Genomic DNA, 15,999 nt, shown 5'->3' with positions numbered 1-15,999 from the left:
AAGAGCCAGAGGGGGTGGAAGGAGACCTTCTCCTTCCACCCCCTCTGGCTTGCACCCGTGACTCAGTTTGTTTTGGGCTGAGTGTCCTTGTCGGCTGCTGTCTTGGCGACGTCCGTCTCGCTGGCGTTGGCAGGCTTGCCCGCTTGTTCCTCGGCTTGTGTGCGGGCGGTGGCCGGAGCGCCTGGCTCGGTGGAGGCGCCCCAGGTTCCGCCGGTTGTACCTGCGCGGGTGGACGCCGCCGCGCCGGGGGCGGGCGTCGCCGCCGGTTCCTCAATCTGCTCCAGCCACGCCGAGCCAATCACGTTGCGGGCATTGCGGCTAAAGCGGTGAAGGTTCTCGGCTGCTTCGGGACTGACCATGCCCACGGCGTCCAGAATGGCCTTGCGGGCGGCGGGCACGCGGGCCAGCACCACCGCGCCGCCACCCAACAGCAGCAGGGTCATGATGCCCACACCCAGGCCTCCGCCGCTGTTGTCACTCTTACGGGCCAGTCTGGCCTGCTTCTCCAGCGTCTTGAGTTCCTTATCCAGCTCTTTTTGCAACGGCGAAACTTTCTTGGTCACGGCTTTCTCCAGTTTTTTGGTGTTCCAGTTCTTACCGCCTGCGCGCAGGTCCTTCTCGGCCTGACGGCGGGCGCGGCTCAGGGCCTTCTCGGCGGTACAACGGCGGTTTTCTAGCGTGTCGCCAGTATCGATCAGGGTGTCCTGCATCCAGCCCTGGAGGTTGCTGAGCAGGCCCACTCCACTGTCCTGAACGGTGCTCAACAGGCCCAACCCGCTGTTCTGAACGTCATCGAGCGTGTTGCTGGCATTTTTACGAGCAGACTTCAGAGCGTCCTGGGCTTGCTTGCTGCGCTTGTCCGACATCTGCTGGGCGTCTTTTTCCAGACTGGCGGCCCGCTTTTTCGCTTCCCTCTGCGCTGCTGCAGCCCGTGCCTGAGCCTCTGCCGAGAGTTCGGCCGCGCGTTCCTGAGCGACGGCGGCCAGCTGGCTGCCGCGCTTCTGGACGGATTCCGCCAGTTCGCTGCCACGCTCCTGTGCTACCTCGGCCAACACGCCTCCGTGTTTCTGTGCGGTTTCAGCCAACTCAGCCGCTTTTTCCTGGGCGGTGGAGGCCAGCTCTACCGCTGCCTCGCGGGCCGTTTCCAGCCAAGCCTGCGCCTGGGGCGCGCCCTCCTCCTTCCAGGCTTCTAGGACGGTTGATCCACGCTTGGCGGCTTCCAGGGCCAGGAGCTGCGCCGACTTCTGCGCCTCGTGCGACACGAGCTGAGCGGTCTGCTGGGCCTGCGCTGCGGCGTCGGCGAGCGCGGGCTTGACCGTGCTTTCCAGGGTGTCCTGGGCATCGATCCAGGCGTGCCGAGTGCCGCCCACTAGGGAGCGGCGGACGTCCTTGTTCAGGGCCAGCGCGGCCAGCCCGCCCAGCAGCAGCAGGCTGCGTTTGCTGACGCCGCCGGTGGATTCGTATTTCATGGACATGGTGAACTCCTTTGCGTCCGTCGCCGCGGGGCGGCACGGACAATGTTGCCATTGTGCCGCGCACGGTGAGGGGCAACGTGGGGGAAATGTAACGGAAGATTCATGGTTGGTGAGAATTTGCCTCCGGCGCGCCTGATCTGCCGGTCTACTTCGGCGCGCGACCTCAGGGGTAGGAAAGCTGCCCGGCCTCACACTCCGAAACCCCCGCCCACTAAAGTTCTAAACTGCGCAGGATGACCCGCAAGGCCCGCGCCCCGCGCGCTGAGAAAACTGCCACTCTGTCCAGGCCGCCCACATCGGCTCCGGCGGCCCTTGCTGGCCCCGCGCTGGCCCGGCTGGAGGTCCGTAACCTCGCCACCATTCGTGAACTGGAACTGGACTTTGCTGGCGGCCTGAGCGTCTTTACCGGCGAGACGGGCGCAGGCAAGAGCATCATCGTGGACGCGCTGGGGCTGCTGCTGGGCTCACGGGCGAACACAGACCTGATCCGGACCGGCGAGAATGATCTGCTGGTTACGGGCTTCTGGAATGAGGAGGTGGGCCTCAGCAGTGCCGATCAGACCAGTGGCGATCAGCGCAGCGCCAGCCGACGTCTGGCGACCCAGGGGCGCGGCGTAGCCCGGCTGGACGGTGAGGTGGTCAGCGTGCGCGAATTGCAGGAATGGGCGCAGACCCGTCTGACGATCCACTGGCAGCACAGCGCGGTCAGTCTGCTGGGACCGGCCAACCAGCGCGCCCTGCTGGACCGGGGCCTGCCCGATCACAGCGCCGCCTATACCCATGCTTACCGCGAGTGGCAGGAAGCCCGGGCCCGGCTGGAGCGGCTGCGCACCGGTGAGCGCGAACGCGCCCGGCAACTGGACCTGCTGACCTTCCAGGCCCGCGAGATCGCCGAGGTGGCCCCCCTGCCCGGCGAGGAAGAGCCCCTGCAGGCCGAGCTGAACCGCCTCGCCAACCTGGAAACCATTGCCCAGAGCGCGGCGGGGGCTCTAACCTTGATCTCGGACGGCGATGAGAACGCGCTGGGCTTTCTGGGCGAGGCGGTGCGCGCCCTGAATGCCAGCGCCCGTTACGACGAAGCGAGCGCCGCGTTGCAGCAGGAACTGCGTGCGGCCCTGGACAGCCTGCAGGCCGTGTCCGGCGAGCTGCGCGCGGTGGCCGAGGACGGGGCGGCGGACCCCGAGGAACTGGCCCGCGTGGAGGGCCGTCTGGGCGCGCTGGGCAAGCTGCGGACCAAGTATGGCCCCACGTTGGAGGATGTGCTGGAATTTCAGGCCGGGGTGGAGGAGGAGCTAAGAGTCCTGACCCGTGACGAGCAGGATGCCGGAACCCTGGATGCCGACGTGGAGGCCTTGCTGGAGGAGCTGCGCCGGGTTGGCGCCGCGCTGGATAGCGCCCGCAGGGAACGCGCCGCGCCGCTGGCCGCGGAACTGGTGGCGGTGATTCGCGAACTCGGCATGCCGCACGCCCGCCTGGAATTCCAGCTGTCCCCACTGTCCGAACCGGCCCTGTACGGCCTCAGCGACGTGACCATTCAGTTCACCGCCAACCCCGGCGAGGATCTGGCCCCGCTCTCGGACGTGGCCTCCGGGGGGGAGCTGTCGCGCGTGATGCTGGCGATCAGCACCGTGCTGGGCGCAGATACCCCTGCCGTGGTCTTCGACGAGGTGGACGCCGGGATTGGCGGTGGCGCGGCGCTGGCTGTAGCCGAGCAGTTGTACCGTCTGGCCCGCAGCCGTCAGGTCATGGTGGTGACCCACCTGGCCCAGATCGCCGCCCGCGCAGACCACCACTTCAAGGTGGAAAAGGCGGTGGAGGCGGGACGCACCGTCAGCCGTGTGCGGCCCCTGTCGCCAGATGAACGCCTGGAGGAGATTGCCCGCATGCTGGGCGGCAACACTTCCGAGGCTGCGCTGGGGCACGCCCGCGAGCTGATGACGGGCGTGCCCCAGCGCTAAATTTCCTCTTCTGCGGGCCACTGGGCCGCATGTGCATTTGCCCAAGGCCGCGTTCAGGGTGTCATCAGACGCGCTGCCTAAGCTGGGAGCATGAAGAAATCCCTCCTGCCCGTCCTTCTCCTGAGCGCGGGTCTGTTCAGCGCCTGTACCATGACCGGTCCCAGTAATCTGCGGGTCCATGAAGCGCTGCTGTACGGCGGCGCGCAGGAGCGCATCGTATGGGTCTACGGCTCGTTGACGGGTGGCGCGGCAGGCAGCCTGAAGCTGGGCGGCCAGACCGTGGAACTCCGATCCCAGATAGAGGACTCGGTGGCCACTCCCGGGAGCCTCAGCGTGGCTGGCAAGGCCACCTACCGCCAGCCCACCTCCACCATCGCCGCCCCGTTGAACGTTACCCGCCGCACCAACGGTTCGTTCGACGTGGTCACCCCTGGTGGCCTCAGCGCGGTGTACTACACGGATGGGCAGAACTGGAGCAAGCTGAGCGGTCTGAGTGGAACGGTGGGGTCCAGCGCCGTGAACGGGCTTCAGGGGGCCGGGCAGCTGACGTCCGAGGAAGCGAGCGTGCTCAGTGCGGCGCTGCTGGGTCAGGGGCCACTAGCGGTAGGCGTGCTGGCCGATGTGCCTGCCGCCGACGCTCCGCTGGCGGTGGAACCCAGGCCCACCGAGTACCGCCGTACCGCGCTCTACGTGCTGCCGAATGTCGTCACCGTCGCGGCAGGGCTTCCGCCGTCAACTGGATCTCTGAATCCTCTGCCGTCCTCTCCCGCCCAGGTGGCTACAGGAGCGCGCGTGAACTTCACCGAACTCGTCAGCGGCACCCAGTCGGGCGTCACTGAACCTACCGTCACTGTGGCCGCCACACCCGCCGAGGCTGCCTCCCTGTATGCGCAGGCCTATTCGCGTCAGACCGGCGCACCCACCCCACCTGATCCCGGCAACGCCACCCTGGTCGGCGTGTTTCTGGGCCAGCGTGCCACCGGCGGCTACGGTGTAACCATCACCGGGGCCAGCGCGTCAGGCGGTACCCTGACCCTTGTTGCGCGGCTCCGTGCGCCGCAGGCGGGGGCCATCACGACGCAGGCCATCACCAGCCCGTGGACTATCGTGCGCGTGGAAGGCAAGTACCAGAACGTGCGGGTGGTGGATGAGGCGGGCAACCCGCTGCGCTGAGTCACTCTGCCACATCAGGGAGGCTGACCGGGTTGCCGTCAGCCTCTTTTTCTGCCGGCTACGCGGACCGGGGGCCGGACCGCGCCGCTCCGGTCCTTGAGCGCCGGGGAGCCTGGCCCGCCCACCATGACGGCCAGACTGCCCACGAGCAGCAGCAGTGGAACTTCCAGTGCCGCCAGGCTGAGGCGCCCAGACAGCAACGGTGCCAGGGTCACACTAGCCGTGATCAGGGCCAGCGTCCCGGCCAGTCCGCGTGCGCCCAGACCCAGCGCCAGCAGCGGCCCGCCCACCAGTTCCAGCACGGCCGCCAGCGGCGCGAACAGCAGGGGAAGGGGCACGCCCGACAGCTGGTAGGCTGCCGTGACATTCCCCAGCCCCAGCTCAAAAATCTTGTGAAAGCCGTGCCAGGCGAACACCATGCCGACCGCCACGCGAATCAGGGCCAGGGCATATTCGGGCTGTCGCCGCATGTGTGCAGTGTAACAAGCTGCACATTAAAGCGGATCACGTTGCGGGGACCACGCCCATCTTCAGCGCTTGCCAGCTTTAGACCGTGCCCATCCCCGCTCCATGCCACAGAAGCCCGCGCCCGTCCGGCTTAGAATGAACCCTGTGCGCCTGGAGTCCCTCTCAACTTTGAATTACCGCAACCTCGCGCCGTGCACGCTGTGCTTTGGAGCGGGCGTGACCGGCGTGTTTGGCGAGAACGGGGCAGGCAAGACCAATCTGCTGGAGGCCATCTTCCTGGCCCTGACGGGTCAGACCGACGTGGGCCGCCTGGAACAGCTGGTGCAGTCCGGTGAGCGCGAGGCCTACGTGCGCGCCGATCTGGAGTCGGGAGGCAGCCTGAGTGTGCAGGAGGTGGGCCTGGGGCGCGGGCGGCGGCAGCTCAAGGTAGACGGCGTGCGCGTTCGCGCAGGCGACCTGCCCCGCGGCAGCGCGGTGTGGATCCGCCCGGAGGATTCCGAACTGGTGTTCGGCTCGCCCAGCCTGCGCCGCGCCTACCTGGATTCGTTGCTGTCGCGCCTGAGCGCCCGCTACGGCCAGCAGCTGGGCCGCTACGAGCGCACGGTGTCACAGCGCAACGCGGCCCTCAAGGGTGGCGAGGAGTGGGCGATGTCGGTGTGGGACGACGCGCTGGTGAAGCTGGGGACCGAGATCATCGCCTTTCGCCGCCGGGCCCTGACCCGCCTGAGCGAACTGGCGACAGCGGCCAACGCCGCGCTGGGCAGCCGCAAGACGCTGGAACTGACCCTGCTGGAAACCACCACGCCCGAAACCTACGCCGCCGATTTGGCTGGGCGCCGGGCCGAGGAGCTGGCGCGCGGTTCCACGGTCAGTGGTCCGCACCGCGACGATCTGGTGCTGACCCTGGGCGGCTTTCCTGCCAGCGAGTATGCCAGCCGGGGCGAGGGCCGCACCGTGGCCCTTGCCCTGCGCCGCGCCGAATTGGAACTGCTGGCCGAGCGTTTTGGTGAACAGCCCATCTTGCTTATCGATGATTTCAGCGCCGAGCTGGATCCCGGACGCCGGGCCTTTCTGCTGGAGCTGGCGGCGGGCGTGCCGCAGGCCATCGTGACCGGCACCGAACGTCCGCCCGGTGCGTCGGCGCAGTTCTGGGCGCAGTCCGGACGGTTCACGCCGGTGGACGTGCCCCCTCTGACCGAGCTGGAGGCGGACGACTCGGCAGAAGATGAGCTGGCCGCTCTGCCACTGGAGGTGCGTTGATGGCCTGGGACCGATACAACCGAGAACGCTACAACCGGGGCCGCCGTCTGAGCGGGCCGCGTGGTCTGGGAGAGCTGATGGGTGCGACGCTGGGCACGGCGCGCATCGCCAAGGGGATCGGACGGGCACGGGCGATTCTGGCGTGGCCGGGGGCAGTGGGTCCCGAGATTGCGCGGATCACCCGGGCACGCACCCAGCAGGGCAGCGTCCTGTTCGTGGATGTGCGCGACAGCGCCGCCGCCCATCACCTGAGCATGCAGCGCCATCATTTTCTCAAGGCCCTGAACGCCCTGCTTCCCGACGCACCCCTGAGCGATATCCGCTTCAGCGTGGGCAGTGTGCGCGAGCCGGTGATGGCTCCTGCGCCGCCGCCCTTGCCGGCCCCGGACCGCGCCCGTGCCCGCGAGCTGGTGCGGGAGGTGGGGGAGGACTTGCGTCCCGCCGCCCTGCGCGCGGCCGAGGCCATCACCCGCTCACGCCGGTGGCGAGAGGAGCAGGGCTGGCGGCCCTGTCCGGTCTGCGGCGAGGCCAGCCAGGAGCAGCCGTGCCGCGCCTGCTGCCTGACCCTGGAAGACCCCAACGTCATACGGGCTGCCCGCGTCCTGATGGCCCAGCCCGAACAGCTGAGTGCCCTGCCCGACACCCTGGGTGACAGTGGGGCCAACGCGGCCCGCTACCTGGCGTTGCAACGGCTGGAAGGACAGCTGGACCTGCTGGCCCTGGAATGCGTCCGCAGCGGCCAGGAGAACGGCTACCGCGAGTTCCTGGCGCAGCAGGCGGGCATGTATCTGTCGCTGTACCTGCGGCGCCCACGGGCAGACCTGAAGCGTTCGGACCGCGCGCTGCTGCCCGAGCGGGCGCGCAACGTGCTGAGCGCCGGGCGCTGAGGGAGCGGAGTTTAGGCGCTGGCGAGGTCGAATCCCCGTCAATGGGCCTAACCCAGCGTGGCGACGGTATCGTGAACCCATGACGGACGCCTCCCAGCAGCCTGCTTCCCAGCAGCACCGCGCCGCCGCGCCGCGCCATGTGCGCGTGGCCGTGCTGACCATCAGCGACACACGCACCCCAGAGACCGACACCAGCGGTCAGTATCTGCTGGCCGAGCTGAAGGCGGCGGGGCACCATGTGGCGCAGTACCGCGTGGTCAGGGACGACGCCGTGGAGATCCGCACCGCGCTGGTGCAGTTCGTGCGCGAGGCGACGGTGGTGCTGACCTCCGGGGGCACCGGCCTGACCGGGCGCGACGTGACCGTCCCAGTGGTGGAATCCATGCTGACTAAAGCCATCCCTGGCTTCGGCGAACTGTTCCGCATGCTCAGCTACCAACAGGTGGGCGGCGCGGCCATGCTGTCGCGGGCGCTGGGCGGACTGTGCCGAGGTTCGGCCATCTTCGCCATGCCGGGCAGTCTGAATGCGGTCAGGACGGCCTGGGAGGGCATCCTGCGTGACGAGATCGGTCACCTGGCCTTCGAGATTGAGCGCCACGGTCAGCCCGGCGTGGTGACCCCGGCTGGATCGTCCCTGAACGGGCAGGTGGCGCCCGTGTCGCCTGAGCCTTCCGCTGTTCGGTCACCCACGGAGGGGAAGGAATCTCCGGAGAAGGGGACGCAGCGGTCCACCGTTCCGGCTGCTCCCGTGTCCCGGCTGGGACGCCACAAGAAGGAGCCACCGCTGTGACTCACCGCTGTGTCCTGCCGCATTGATCCTGGGGTGGATTTCTGGCTGGCAAGAGGCGAGGGTGTTTCCGGCGTGCTGTCCATGACTTCTGCAATGTCGTCTGTTCGGACCCCTTCGTCGTCCCACCCCATCTTCTGCCAATCTTCCATTCCAGCCCGCCCCTGGGGGATACTTTGGGCCGGGCTGGCGGCGGGCCGGGCCACCCACGAGGAGAGGAGACGTGCGAGAGTTGGAGGTTCTACAGGCCGGACTGGGCGGCTTCGGCTCGCTGCTGGAGCTGACCCCACTGACGGAGGTCACGGGCGTGTATGCCCTGTTCCTTGGCCTGATCGCGCTGCAGTGGCTGGTGCGGGTGGGGCGCGAGGCCCGGCTGGGCTACCTGCCACGCGTGGCTTGGTGGGCTGTGCCCGGGCTGGCGCTACTGCTGCTGACGCCCACGCTGGACGTGCCCGCGCTGTTTGGTCTGGGCGCGGCGGCGCTGCTGCTGGCTGAATTCTGGCCACTGCCGTACCGCCGTGTCTCCAGACGTCCCTCGCCCGCGTGGCCACTGGTCTCTGTCCTGGTAGGTGCGGTGCTGGCTCTCAGCGTGCTGCAGGGGGAGCATTCCGAGCCGCTGGCCTTCGTGGCGGCCATGTGTGCGCTGCTGGCAGGCCTGGCTGGGCTGCTGGGGACCGCGTTGTACCCGGCAGGCGGTGTACCTGCCAGGGCGCCCCAGCCCCCGTTGAATTTCCAGACGCGCTGGCACCCCACCGTGACCCCGGAGTGGCCGGACCTGAGCGTGACCCTCAGCGAGCAGGGCGCGCACCTGAAGAACATCTCCCCGCGTCCGCTGCGGCTGGCGGGCTGGTCCCCCGCAGGAATCAACGCGTGGTACCGCGTGCGCGGCCCCGACGGTCAGGTGCTGTCCGAGCTGCGCGCCGGTCAGGAAGCGCTCCTGCCCGTGGGCGAGCGCGACAGCGGCGTGCGGGTGTGGTACGGCCCTGACAAGTCGCCGGACGCCCACCTGTTCCGCGCCGACTGGACCCCGCTGGGACGCGCCGACGGGCGCGTGCTGAACTGAGGACGCCCGCATCCCCTGGCCTCTCACGCCCGCCGCAGGAAGCCGGGATAGGCTGGGCGACATCGTGAGTCTGGTGTTTGGATGGGCGGCCCTGCGGGCGTTGACGGAAGACGTGGGAACCGGCGGGCGGTTGCGTCAGGAGCCTCAGGATTTCCGGGTAGAGGAGGTCGGGGCCTACCCGCTCTCCGGCGACGGCGATCACCTGTACCTGCACCTGGAAAAGACCGGACACACCACCGCCCATGTCCTGCGCGAACTGGGCACCCAATTAGGGGTGCGTGACCGCGATATCGGCGTGGCGGGCCTGAAAGATCGGCATGCGGTCACCACGCAATGGATCAGTGTGCCCGCCAAATACGAGCGGCGGCTGAGCGAGTTCGCTGTGGACGGCGTGCGGATTCTGGACACCACCCGCCACGGCAACAAACTGGGCATGGGCCACCTGCGCGGCAACCGCTTTGTGGTTCGCGTGCGAGATGCGGCGGGCGGCGCGTCTGCGGCCGAGTCCACACTGAACACCCTCAGCGCCCAGGGCGTGCCCAACTACTTTGGTCCACAGCGCTTTGGCCTGGGCGGCCTGAATGCCGAGGAGGGGTTGCGTGTGCTGCGCGGCGAATCGCGCCTGCGTGACCCGCGTGTGCGCCGCTTTCTGGTTTCCAGCGTGCAGAGCGCCGTGTTCAACACTTTCCTTAGCCTGCGCCTGGAACGCGGCGTCTTTGCCTCGCTCCTCGCGGGCGACATGGCCAAGAAGCACGATACGGGCGGCGTCTTCCTGGTGGAGGATGCCGCCGTCGAGTCACCCCGCGCCGCGCGGGGCGAGGTCAGCGCCACCGGCACCCTGTTCGGCAAGAAGACCAAACCCCTAACCCTGGACGCCGGAGCGCTGGAGGCCGAGGCGCTGGCCCACTTCGACCTGACGCCGGGGGTGTTCGCCTCCCGGCGCGGCGACCGCCGCCTGACGCGGGTGTTCCCTGAAGAGGTCAGTGTGACCCCGCAGGAGGATGGCTACACCCTGGCCTTCACCCTCCCCAAGGGCAGCTTTGCCACCAGTGTCTTGCGCGAGGTAATGAAGACCGAGGTAGACAGCGCTGAGCCCATTGGTGCGGAGACCGATGAATCAGGCGGTGAGGAATGACGCCCAGAGCGGCAGTGCTGGCGGCCCTGCTGCTGTTGCCAGGCGCGGCAGCCCAAAATCCCGCCGGGCTGAGTGCCGATCTTAAGCTGATGCCCAGCTACGGGGGCGCGCTTCTGACGGGCCGGGTCAATGCGTCCAGGCCGGATGACCTGATGGGTGTCTGGAGCAGCCTGGGCCGCGCCCGATTGATGAAGTGCACCCCCCGCTGCGAGGTGGTCAAATCCGTACCGATCAGCGGCAGCCTGATCCTCAGCGGCAGCTCGGGCTACCGGGTGGTGCTGGGCGGCACGTTTAAGGCAGGCCAGAAGGTCAGCATTGTCCTGCGCTTTCGCCAGGGTGTGATCCTGAACCAGACTGCCATTGTGGGGCGCTAGACGCAGTGAAGGGGGAGCAGCGGACCGCGTTCCTGGCTGCAACTTACGGTACAGGAAGTGAGCGCTTCCAGCTTGTCACCCATCCCTGCGTCGCCGCGCTGTCCTGGGCCGCTGGGACGTGGGTCATCGTCACCGCCTGGAATCCGGGAGGACAACCTCAATCGGAAGCGGATAACAGGCGGGCTGAGCAAAAATTGCTCGCCTTGCTCGTTTCCCACCCACACCTTCCCGCAGTCAACGGCGAGGGTGAGTGGGCCGAGCCGTCTGTGATTCTGCCCGGTCTGGGCCTGCGCCTCGCAGCTGACCTGGCCTGGAGATTCGGGCAGGCCGCCGTTCTTTTTGGAGTGGGTCAGAGGGTAGCCCTGGTGTGGCTGAACAGGGACGGCGTAAGGCTGGAAAGATTCTGGGCGCAGCGTTCCGAGCACTGAGCGTTTGCGAGCGGGTCACGCCCGTCGGGCTGGGAGAGAATCTGCCCACTGGTTCTCGTCCTCGTCACTGTCGATTAAGCCCGTAGCCCATTCTGGCTTTGACTTGATTTGCTGACGTAATTGCAGAAGCGAGCTTACATCCTGACCTGGGCGCCGGCGTCTGCTTGCTATCCCGTGGTCCAGGCCAGGCTTTATGAACGCCTTCAGATCGGCGCCAAGGGTTTTCTCCGTGCCGTGACTTGCAGACTGGCCAGCCCATTTGCGTTAAGGTGCTCTGTTGCTGCGGGGCGGCCTCTTGTGTTGCCGATCCCCAGAGCGTCGCCTCCGATGTCAAATGTTTCTCAAGCGGGATGGGGGCGGCCATGACACACCAGCCCTTACGCTGAGGGCCACAGGAGGGGAAGAATGACCACTCAAACCCTGAACATCAACAACCACACGCTGGGCTCAGGGGCTGCCGACAGTCTCAGCGCCGAGGACGGCCAGCGCGTGGCCGAATTCCTGCACACGCATCTCGACGAGTACGGGGACGCCTTGGAAGACATCCAGGCGTGTCTTGCCTACGCACGGGAACGCGGCGGCAGTGTTACGTATGCCGAGGAAGACGGCAAGATCCTGGGCGCGGTGATCACCAACCGCACGGGCATGAGCGGCTTTATCCCTGAAAACATCCTGGTTTACATTGCCGTCCACGGCAAGACGCGCGGGCGCGGTCTGGGCCAACAATTGATGGAAACGGTGCTGGCGAGCGTGGAGGGCAACGTCGCCCTCCACGTTGAACCCCACAACCCGGCTAAAAAGCTGTACGAGCGGCTGGGCTTTACCAACAAATACCTTGAAATGCGGCTGACCCGTTGAGGGCGTTCCGCTGCCCTCGGCCCCTTTCCTAATCGTCTCAATTTTATCTGAGGAGGTGACCCAATGGCCTACCTGACCCTGGACCGCCCCAAGTTGCAGGCCAACTTCAATTTTCTTGAAAATCTGCTTGGTGGACACCACATCGACTGGGGCATCACCACCAAGCTGCTGTGCGGCCACAAACTGTTTCTGAACGAGGTCATTCGCCTGGGCCGCCTAGAACTGCTGGACTCGCGCATCAGCAACCTGCGGGCCATCAAGGAGCTGGCGCCAGAGGCGCAGACCGTGTACATCAAGCCGCCCGCCTCCGCCCTGATCGAGGAGCTGGTGACGTGGGCGGACGTGAGCTTCAACACCGAGCTGGAGACCATCCGCGCCATCTCCGCCGAGGCCGTGCGCCAGGACCGGCAGCACCTGATCATCATCATGATCGAGATGGGCGATCTGCGCGAGGGCGTGCTGCGGGAGGACATTGTCGAGTTCTACGAACAGGTCTTCCAGCTGCCGAACATTAAAATCATCGGCATCGGCACCAACCTGAACTGCCTGAACGGCGTGATGCCCAGCGAGGACAAGCTAATCCAGTTGGGCCTGTACAAGAAGATTATCGAGTTGAAGAACAACGTGGACATCCAGTGGGTCAGTGCCGGGACTACCGTGACCATCCCACTCTTAATGGCGGGCGGGTTGCCCCAGGCCATCAACCACTTCCGTATCGGTGAGGCGCTGTTCTTCGGCCAGGATCTGGTGGCCGAGGACACCTTCGCTGGAATGCACGACGACGTGCTGGAATTACACGCGCAGGTGATCGAGCTGGCCGAGAAGCCCACCACGCCGTCCGGCACGCTGGGCAAGAACCCGTTTGGGGTGACCGCCGAGAGCGAGAGCAGTGCGGGAACCAGCCACCGCGCCATTCTGGATGTGGGCTACCTGGACATCTCCCCCCAGTACCTGGAGCCGGTGGATGGGCGCCTGGAAGTGATCGGCGGCAGCAGCGACATGCTGGTGCTGAATGTGGGCGACAACGAGGCCGGATTGAAGGTAGGCAGTTACGTCACGTTTCGCCTGAAATACATGGGGGCGCTGCACCTGATGAACTCGACGTACATCGACAAGTTTGTGTTGGACGAAGCGGGGGAGCAGATTGCCGAACTGCCTCAGCCGGAACTGGTGGGGGGGGGCTGACCCACCCTATCCGGCACAACCCTCAACCTCCCTTTTCGCGCCGCCCAGACCCCGTATTCTGGGCGGCGATGTCTGCACCTGCTTCTGCCCGCCCACCTGTCCACGATTCCCACCCCGACTTCCAATCCGAAACCGCGCACTTAAAAGGCACGGTGGACGCCATGCTGCGCCAGATCGACTTCTGGGAAGACCGCGACCGCCAGATGGGAGCGGATCTGGAAACTAGCATCATCCTGGCCGACGAGGCCGGGGAGCACGCGGCGATGCTTTCGCCGCACGTCCATCACCCGTATTTCGGCAGTCTGAAGGTGCGCGTGGGCGGGCGCGAGCAGACGCTGTACATCGGCAAGCACGGCTTCCGCGACGTGAAGGGGCCGCACAGCGTGGTGGGCTGGGACAGCGAAGTGGGCAGCCTGTTCTACTCCGACGCTCTGGGCTGGACGCCGCGTCGGGGTGGGCAGGGCGTAATCAAGCGGCGACGGCAGCTCGACATTGCCGCCAAGACCCTCCACCGCGTCACCGATCTGTATGACGATGAGGCCGGCGGCGACACCGGGGGCCGCGAGGAAGTGCTGTTGCGCAGGTTGGAAGAGGGCAGCACTGCCGGTATGCGCGACGTGGTGGAAACGCTGCAGCCCGAGCAGAACACCGCCATGCGTTACTCCGCCGGAACCCCGGTGATCATTCAGGGGGCGGCAGGTTCGGGCAAGACCACCATTGGTTTCCACCGTCTGGCGTGGATGACCAATGCTGAGCGTGGGCCGCAGCAGGCGCGGGCGGAGGCCTGCATGGTGCTGATGCCCAACCGGGTGCTTGCCACGTACGCCGCGCGGATTCTGCCTGAGCTGGGCATTGGGGCCGTCAATGTGACCACCCCCGAAAGCTGGGCCATCGGGCTGCTGGGTCTGGAGAAGCTGGAGGTCACCGACCGCACGCTGACCCTGCTGCTGACAGATCACGACAACACCCGCCGCGCACTGGCGTGGCGACGCGCCAAGCTGCTGGGCGACGCCCGGATGCTGGACGTGATCCGCACTCACCTGTGGAATCGCTTTAACGCCGCCCTGCGCGGTCAAGCCCTGCGAGAGGAGGTGGCCCTGAACCAGCGTGAGCCCCAGACTTTCGCTCTGACCGACACCGAACTGCACGCCATCCTGCGAGACGTGTTTGCTGCCGATCCCCTGAGCGGCTACCGGACTGGTTTCCGCCGGGCCGTGGAAGACCTGGCGTTGTCGCAGCTGAATGTGCCCGATGATGAGGAAGCCAGCGTGCTGCGCCAGCTCTCGGCGCCCATCACGGCGCTGCTGGGGCGGGTTTTCGCCAGCACCACCCCCGTCACCGAGGCCCGCCGTCTGCTGGGCAGTCCCGAAGCCCTTCGCTCGAGTGGCCTGCTGACCGAACGCGAGATCGCTCTGCTCGGTACCGATCCACTGAGCGGCATTCCCACGCCACGCCGCGCCCACGCCGACGCCACCGAATTGCCGCTGATGCTGGCGGTGCAAGCCTTTACAGGGGGAATCGGGCGGCAGGACGGGCGCAACCTCGAACCCTTTGACCACGTGGTGCTGGACGAGGCGCAGGACTACTCGCCGCTGCTGTACGCCCTGCTGGGACGCGCCACGCGCCCCGGCCACCTGACCGCACTGGGGGACCTGAACCAGGGTATGCACGGCTACAAGGGGCCGAGTAGCTGGGAGGCGGTGCAGGCCGTGCTGCCCGGCGCCGAGGTGCTGACATTGGGCCGCACTTACCGTAGCACCCGCCAGATCACTGAACTGGGAGCGCGCATCGCTGCCACCTACAACCGCGCCGCCCAGGTACAGGGTGTGGACCGCGACGGGGCGGAGGTGCAGCGCTACACCGCCCCGGCAGACGCCCCCTACGGCGAGTTGCCGCTGATCGCGCAGGCGGTCAAGGACGCGCAGGCTGCCGGGCACGTCAACATCGCCATCGTGACCCGCCGTGCTGTGGACGCAGACCGGCTGGCTGAGGCCCTGCGCGACCACGACACCGACGCCCAGCCGATCACCACCCAGGAACACCGTTTCCGGGGCGGACTGGTGGTGCTCCCGGTCAGTCTTGCCAAGGGGCTGGAGTTCAGTGCGGCCATCGTGAGCAGCGCCAACGCCCACACTTACGACGAGAGCACCGAGTATGAGCGGCGCCTTCTATATGTCAGCGCCAGTCGTGCCCTTCACTGGCTGGCGCTGGTGAGTGTAGGCGAACTGCACCCGCTGGTGGCGTAAAAACGGACATAAACAAACCGCCCCGATGTGGGACGGTTTGTTTTCAACAGTCAGACTGTCAACGGGTGCAATCCGCCACAGGAATTGCCTGGACGCTATCCACCACTTCACTGAGCGTTCCATCGGCGCTCATGGCCTGAACGCTGACGAACGTTGCACCTTTGACAGTGAACGTATTGACTGGTGTCACGACGATAGCCTGGGCTTTCAGCTTGTCGCCGAGACTGAGCGGGGCCACTCCATTTCCCAGCGTGAACTCAAAGCGAGTTGGATTCGATGACTGAATGTTACCCAGCGGCCCAGAGAAGATCGTCCCCGTTGCTGGGGTATCACGGCCGTCTAGCCGAACCCCAAATCGATTGATGGTGCCAGAGAAATCAACGTCCACGCTCATACGAGTGTTCAAATTGTCGCAAATCACCGAGGAGCCCTTTGCGTAGGTGGCACCTGTTTTCGTGTCGGTGTATGCCGTCGGGAGGGTGTACTCACTTTGATATGACAACAGTTGTAAGTTGCTTACCGGAGTGATTCCCGTCCCTGGATTTGTAGGAGTTATCAGTACAGGGTTGGAAATAATCCCAGGATCAATAGTAACCTCGACCCCACCACAGCTCGCCAACACGCCCGTCAGTCCCACTGCTGCCATCAAGAGCTTTTTCATACTACTCAATGTGACTTACCAAGCTGACGCCCGCGTGACCC

At 66.4% G+C, this 15,999-nt stretch carries 15 protein-coding genes; 12 read left to right on the top strand and 3 right to left on the bottom strand.

Translation table 11 applies throughout. The annotated features are described in order from the left end of the window. Positions 1 to 62 precede the first annotated feature (62 nt). Entirely contained in the window at positions 63 to 1,475 is a 1,413-nt protein-coding gene (locus HNQ08_RS08955; RefSeq protein WP_184130133.1) for a coiled-coil domain-containing protein, read from the bottom strand. Between the two features lie 233 nt (positions 1,476 to 1,708). Between HNQ08_RS08955 and recN the strand changes: the two genes are divergently transcribed. Then, positions 1,709 to 3,433: a DNA repair protein RecN gene (gene recN, locus HNQ08_RS08950; RefSeq protein ID WP_184130130.1), complete on the top strand. Its 1,725-nt coding sequence runs from the start codon at positions 1,709 to 1,711 to the stop codon at positions 3,431 to 3,433. Between the two features lie 90 nt (positions 3,434 to 3,523). Next, entirely contained in the window at positions 3,524 to 4,606 is a 1,083-nt protein-coding gene (locus HNQ08_RS08945; RefSeq protein WP_184130127.1) for a protease complex subunit PrcB family protein, read from the top strand. A gap of 38 nt (positions 4,607 to 4,644) precedes the next feature. Here HNQ08_RS08945 and HNQ08_RS08940 read toward each other — a convergent pair whose 3' ends face one another. Further along, the gene (locus HNQ08_RS08940) at positions 4,645 to 5,076 is read right to left on the bottom strand and encodes a DoxX family protein (RefSeq protein WP_184130124.1); all 432 of its coding nucleotides are present in this window, start codon (positions 5,074 to 5,076) and stop codon (positions 4,645 to 4,647) included. 133 nt (positions 5,077 to 5,209) lie between these two features. Here HNQ08_RS08940 and recF point away from each other — a divergent pair, with 133 nt between their 5' ends. The 10 genes from recF to HNQ08_RS08890 all read left to right on the top strand — a co-directional run bounded on the left by recF (position 5,210) and on the right by HNQ08_RS08890 (position 15,297). Beyond that, on the top strand, positions 5,210 to 6,334 hold the full coding sequence (gene recF, locus HNQ08_RS08935; protein WP_184130437.1) for a DNA replication/repair protein RecF: 1,125 nt from the start codon (positions 5,210 to 5,212) through the stop codon (positions 6,332 to 6,334). Next, the gene (locus HNQ08_RS08930) at positions 6,334 to 7,221 is read left to right on the top strand and encodes a DciA family protein (protein ID WP_229790039.1); all 888 of its coding nucleotides are present in this window, start codon (positions 6,334 to 6,336) and stop codon (positions 7,219 to 7,221) included. The genes recF and HNQ08_RS08930 overlap by 1 nt, the downstream gene beginning before the upstream one ends. A 79-nt stretch (positions 7,222 to 7,300) precedes the next feature. Next, complete coding sequence (locus HNQ08_RS08925) at positions 7,301 to 8,011, top strand: MogA/MoaB family molybdenum cofactor biosynthesis protein (RefSeq protein ID WP_184130121.1); 711 nt, start codon at positions 7,301 to 7,303, stop codon at positions 8,009 to 8,011. A 220-nt stretch (positions 8,012 to 8,231) separates the two neighbouring features. Continuing rightward, on the top strand, positions 8,232 to 9,071 hold the full coding sequence (locus tag HNQ08_RS08920; protein ID WP_229790040.1) for a hypothetical protein: 840 nt from the start codon (positions 8,232 to 8,234) through the stop codon (positions 9,069 to 9,071). A 64-nt stretch (positions 9,072 to 9,135) separates the two neighbouring features. Further along, the gene (truD, locus tag HNQ08_RS08915; RefSeq protein WP_184130118.1) at positions 9,136 to 10,206 is read left to right on the top strand and encodes a tRNA pseudouridine(13) synthase TruD; all 1,071 of its coding nucleotides are present in this window, start codon (positions 9,136 to 9,138) and stop codon (positions 10,204 to 10,206) included. Further along, positions 10,203 to 10,580 (top strand): hypothetical protein, encoded by a 378-nt coding sequence (locus HNQ08_RS08910; RefSeq protein WP_184130115.1) that lies wholly within the window; start codon positions 10,203 to 10,205, stop codon positions 10,578 to 10,580. Before truD ends, HNQ08_RS08910 begins: the two co-directional genes overlap by 4 nt. A gap of 5 nt (positions 10,581 to 10,585) precedes the next feature. Next, a complete protein-coding gene (locus HNQ08_RS08905) occupies positions 10,586 to 11,008 on the top strand; it encodes a DUF3293 domain-containing protein (RefSeq protein ID WP_184130112.1) in 423 nt (140 codons plus the stop codon). A 405-nt stretch (positions 11,009 to 11,413) separates the two neighbouring features. Continuing rightward, positions 11,414 to 11,866, top strand: coding sequence for a GNAT family N-acetyltransferase (locus tag HNQ08_RS08900; RefSeq protein WP_184130109.1), 453 nt, complete (start codon positions 11,414 to 11,416; stop codon positions 11,864 to 11,866). A 63-nt stretch (positions 11,867 to 11,929) separates the two neighbouring features. After that, positions 11,930 to 13,051, top strand: coding sequence for an alanine racemase (locus HNQ08_RS08895; protein ID WP_184130107.1), 1,122 nt, complete (start codon positions 11,930 to 11,932; stop codon positions 13,049 to 13,051). 68 nt (positions 13,052 to 13,119) lie between these two features. Further along, positions 13,120 to 15,297 carry a HelD family protein gene (locus tag HNQ08_RS08890; protein ID WP_229790041.1) on the top strand — a complete coding sequence of 726 codons (2,178 nt, stop codon included), beginning with the start codon at positions 13,120 to 13,122 and terminating at the stop codon, positions 15,295 to 15,297. 58 nt (positions 15,298 to 15,355) lie between these two features. Here the strand turns inward: HNQ08_RS08890 and HNQ08_RS08885 are convergent, their stop codons facing one another. After that, positions 15,356 to 15,958, bottom strand: a complete 603-nt coding sequence (locus tag HNQ08_RS08885) for a hypothetical protein (RefSeq protein ID WP_184130105.1) — start codon at positions 15,956 to 15,958, stop codon at positions 15,356 to 15,358. Positions 15,959 to 15,999: the final 41 nt, after the last annotated feature.

It is taken from the genome of Deinococcus humi (assembly GCF_014201875.1).
In the GTDB taxonomy this organism is placed as follows: Bacteria; Deinococcota; Deinococci; order Deinococcales; family Deinococcaceae; genus Deinococcus; species Deinococcus humi.
This window is presented reverse-complemented; position numbering and strand designations above follow the sequence as displayed.

Excerpts from the sequence above, each read along its gene's own strand:
- HNQ08_RS08910 (WP_184130115.1), top strand. The coding sequence starts at position 10,203 with ATGACGCCCAGAGCGGCAGTGCTGGCGGCCCTGCTGCTGTTGCCAGGC.
- HNQ08_RS08940 (WP_184130124.1), bottom strand. The coding sequence starts at position 5,076 with ATGCGGCGACAGCCCGAATATGCCCTGGCCCTGATTCGCGTGGCGGTC.
- HNQ08_RS08945 (WP_184130127.1), top strand. The coding sequence starts at position 3,524 with ATGAAGAAATCCCTCCTGCCCGTCCTTCTCCTGAGCGCGGGTCTGTTC.
- HNQ08_RS08955 (WP_184130133.1), bottom strand. The coding sequence starts at position 1,475 with ATGTCCATGAAATACGAATCCACCGGCGGCGTCAGCAAACGCAGCCTG.
- recF (WP_184130437.1), top strand. The coding sequence starts at position 5,210 with ATGAACCCTGTGCGCCTGGAGTCCCTCTCAACTTTGAATTACCGCAAC.
- HNQ08_RS08930 (WP_229790039.1), top strand. The coding sequence starts at position 6,334 with ATGGCCTGGGACCGATACAACCGAGAACGCTACAACCGGGGCCGCCGT.
- HNQ08_RS08885 (WP_184130105.1), bottom strand. The coding sequence starts at position 15,958 with ATGAAAAAGCTCTTGATGGCAGCAGTGGGACTGACGGGCGTGTTGGCG.
- recN (WP_184130130.1), top strand. The coding sequence starts at position 1,709 with ATGACCCGCAAGGCCCGCGCCCCGCGCGCTGAGAAAACTGCCACTCTG.
- HNQ08_RS08900 (WP_184130109.1), top strand. The coding sequence starts at position 11,414 with ATGACCACTCAAACCCTGAACATCAACAACCACACGCTGGGCTCAGGG.
- HNQ08_RS08890 (WP_229790041.1), top strand. The coding sequence starts at position 13,120 with ATGTCTGCACCTGCTTCTGCCCGCCCACCTGTCCACGATTCCCACCCC.
- HNQ08_RS08895 (WP_184130107.1), top strand. The coding sequence starts at position 11,930 with ATGGCCTACCTGACCCTGGACCGCCCCAAGTTGCAGGCCAACTTCAAT.
- HNQ08_RS08925 (WP_184130121.1), top strand. The coding sequence starts at position 7,301 with ATGACGGACGCCTCCCAGCAGCCTGCTTCCCAGCAGCACCGCGCCGCC.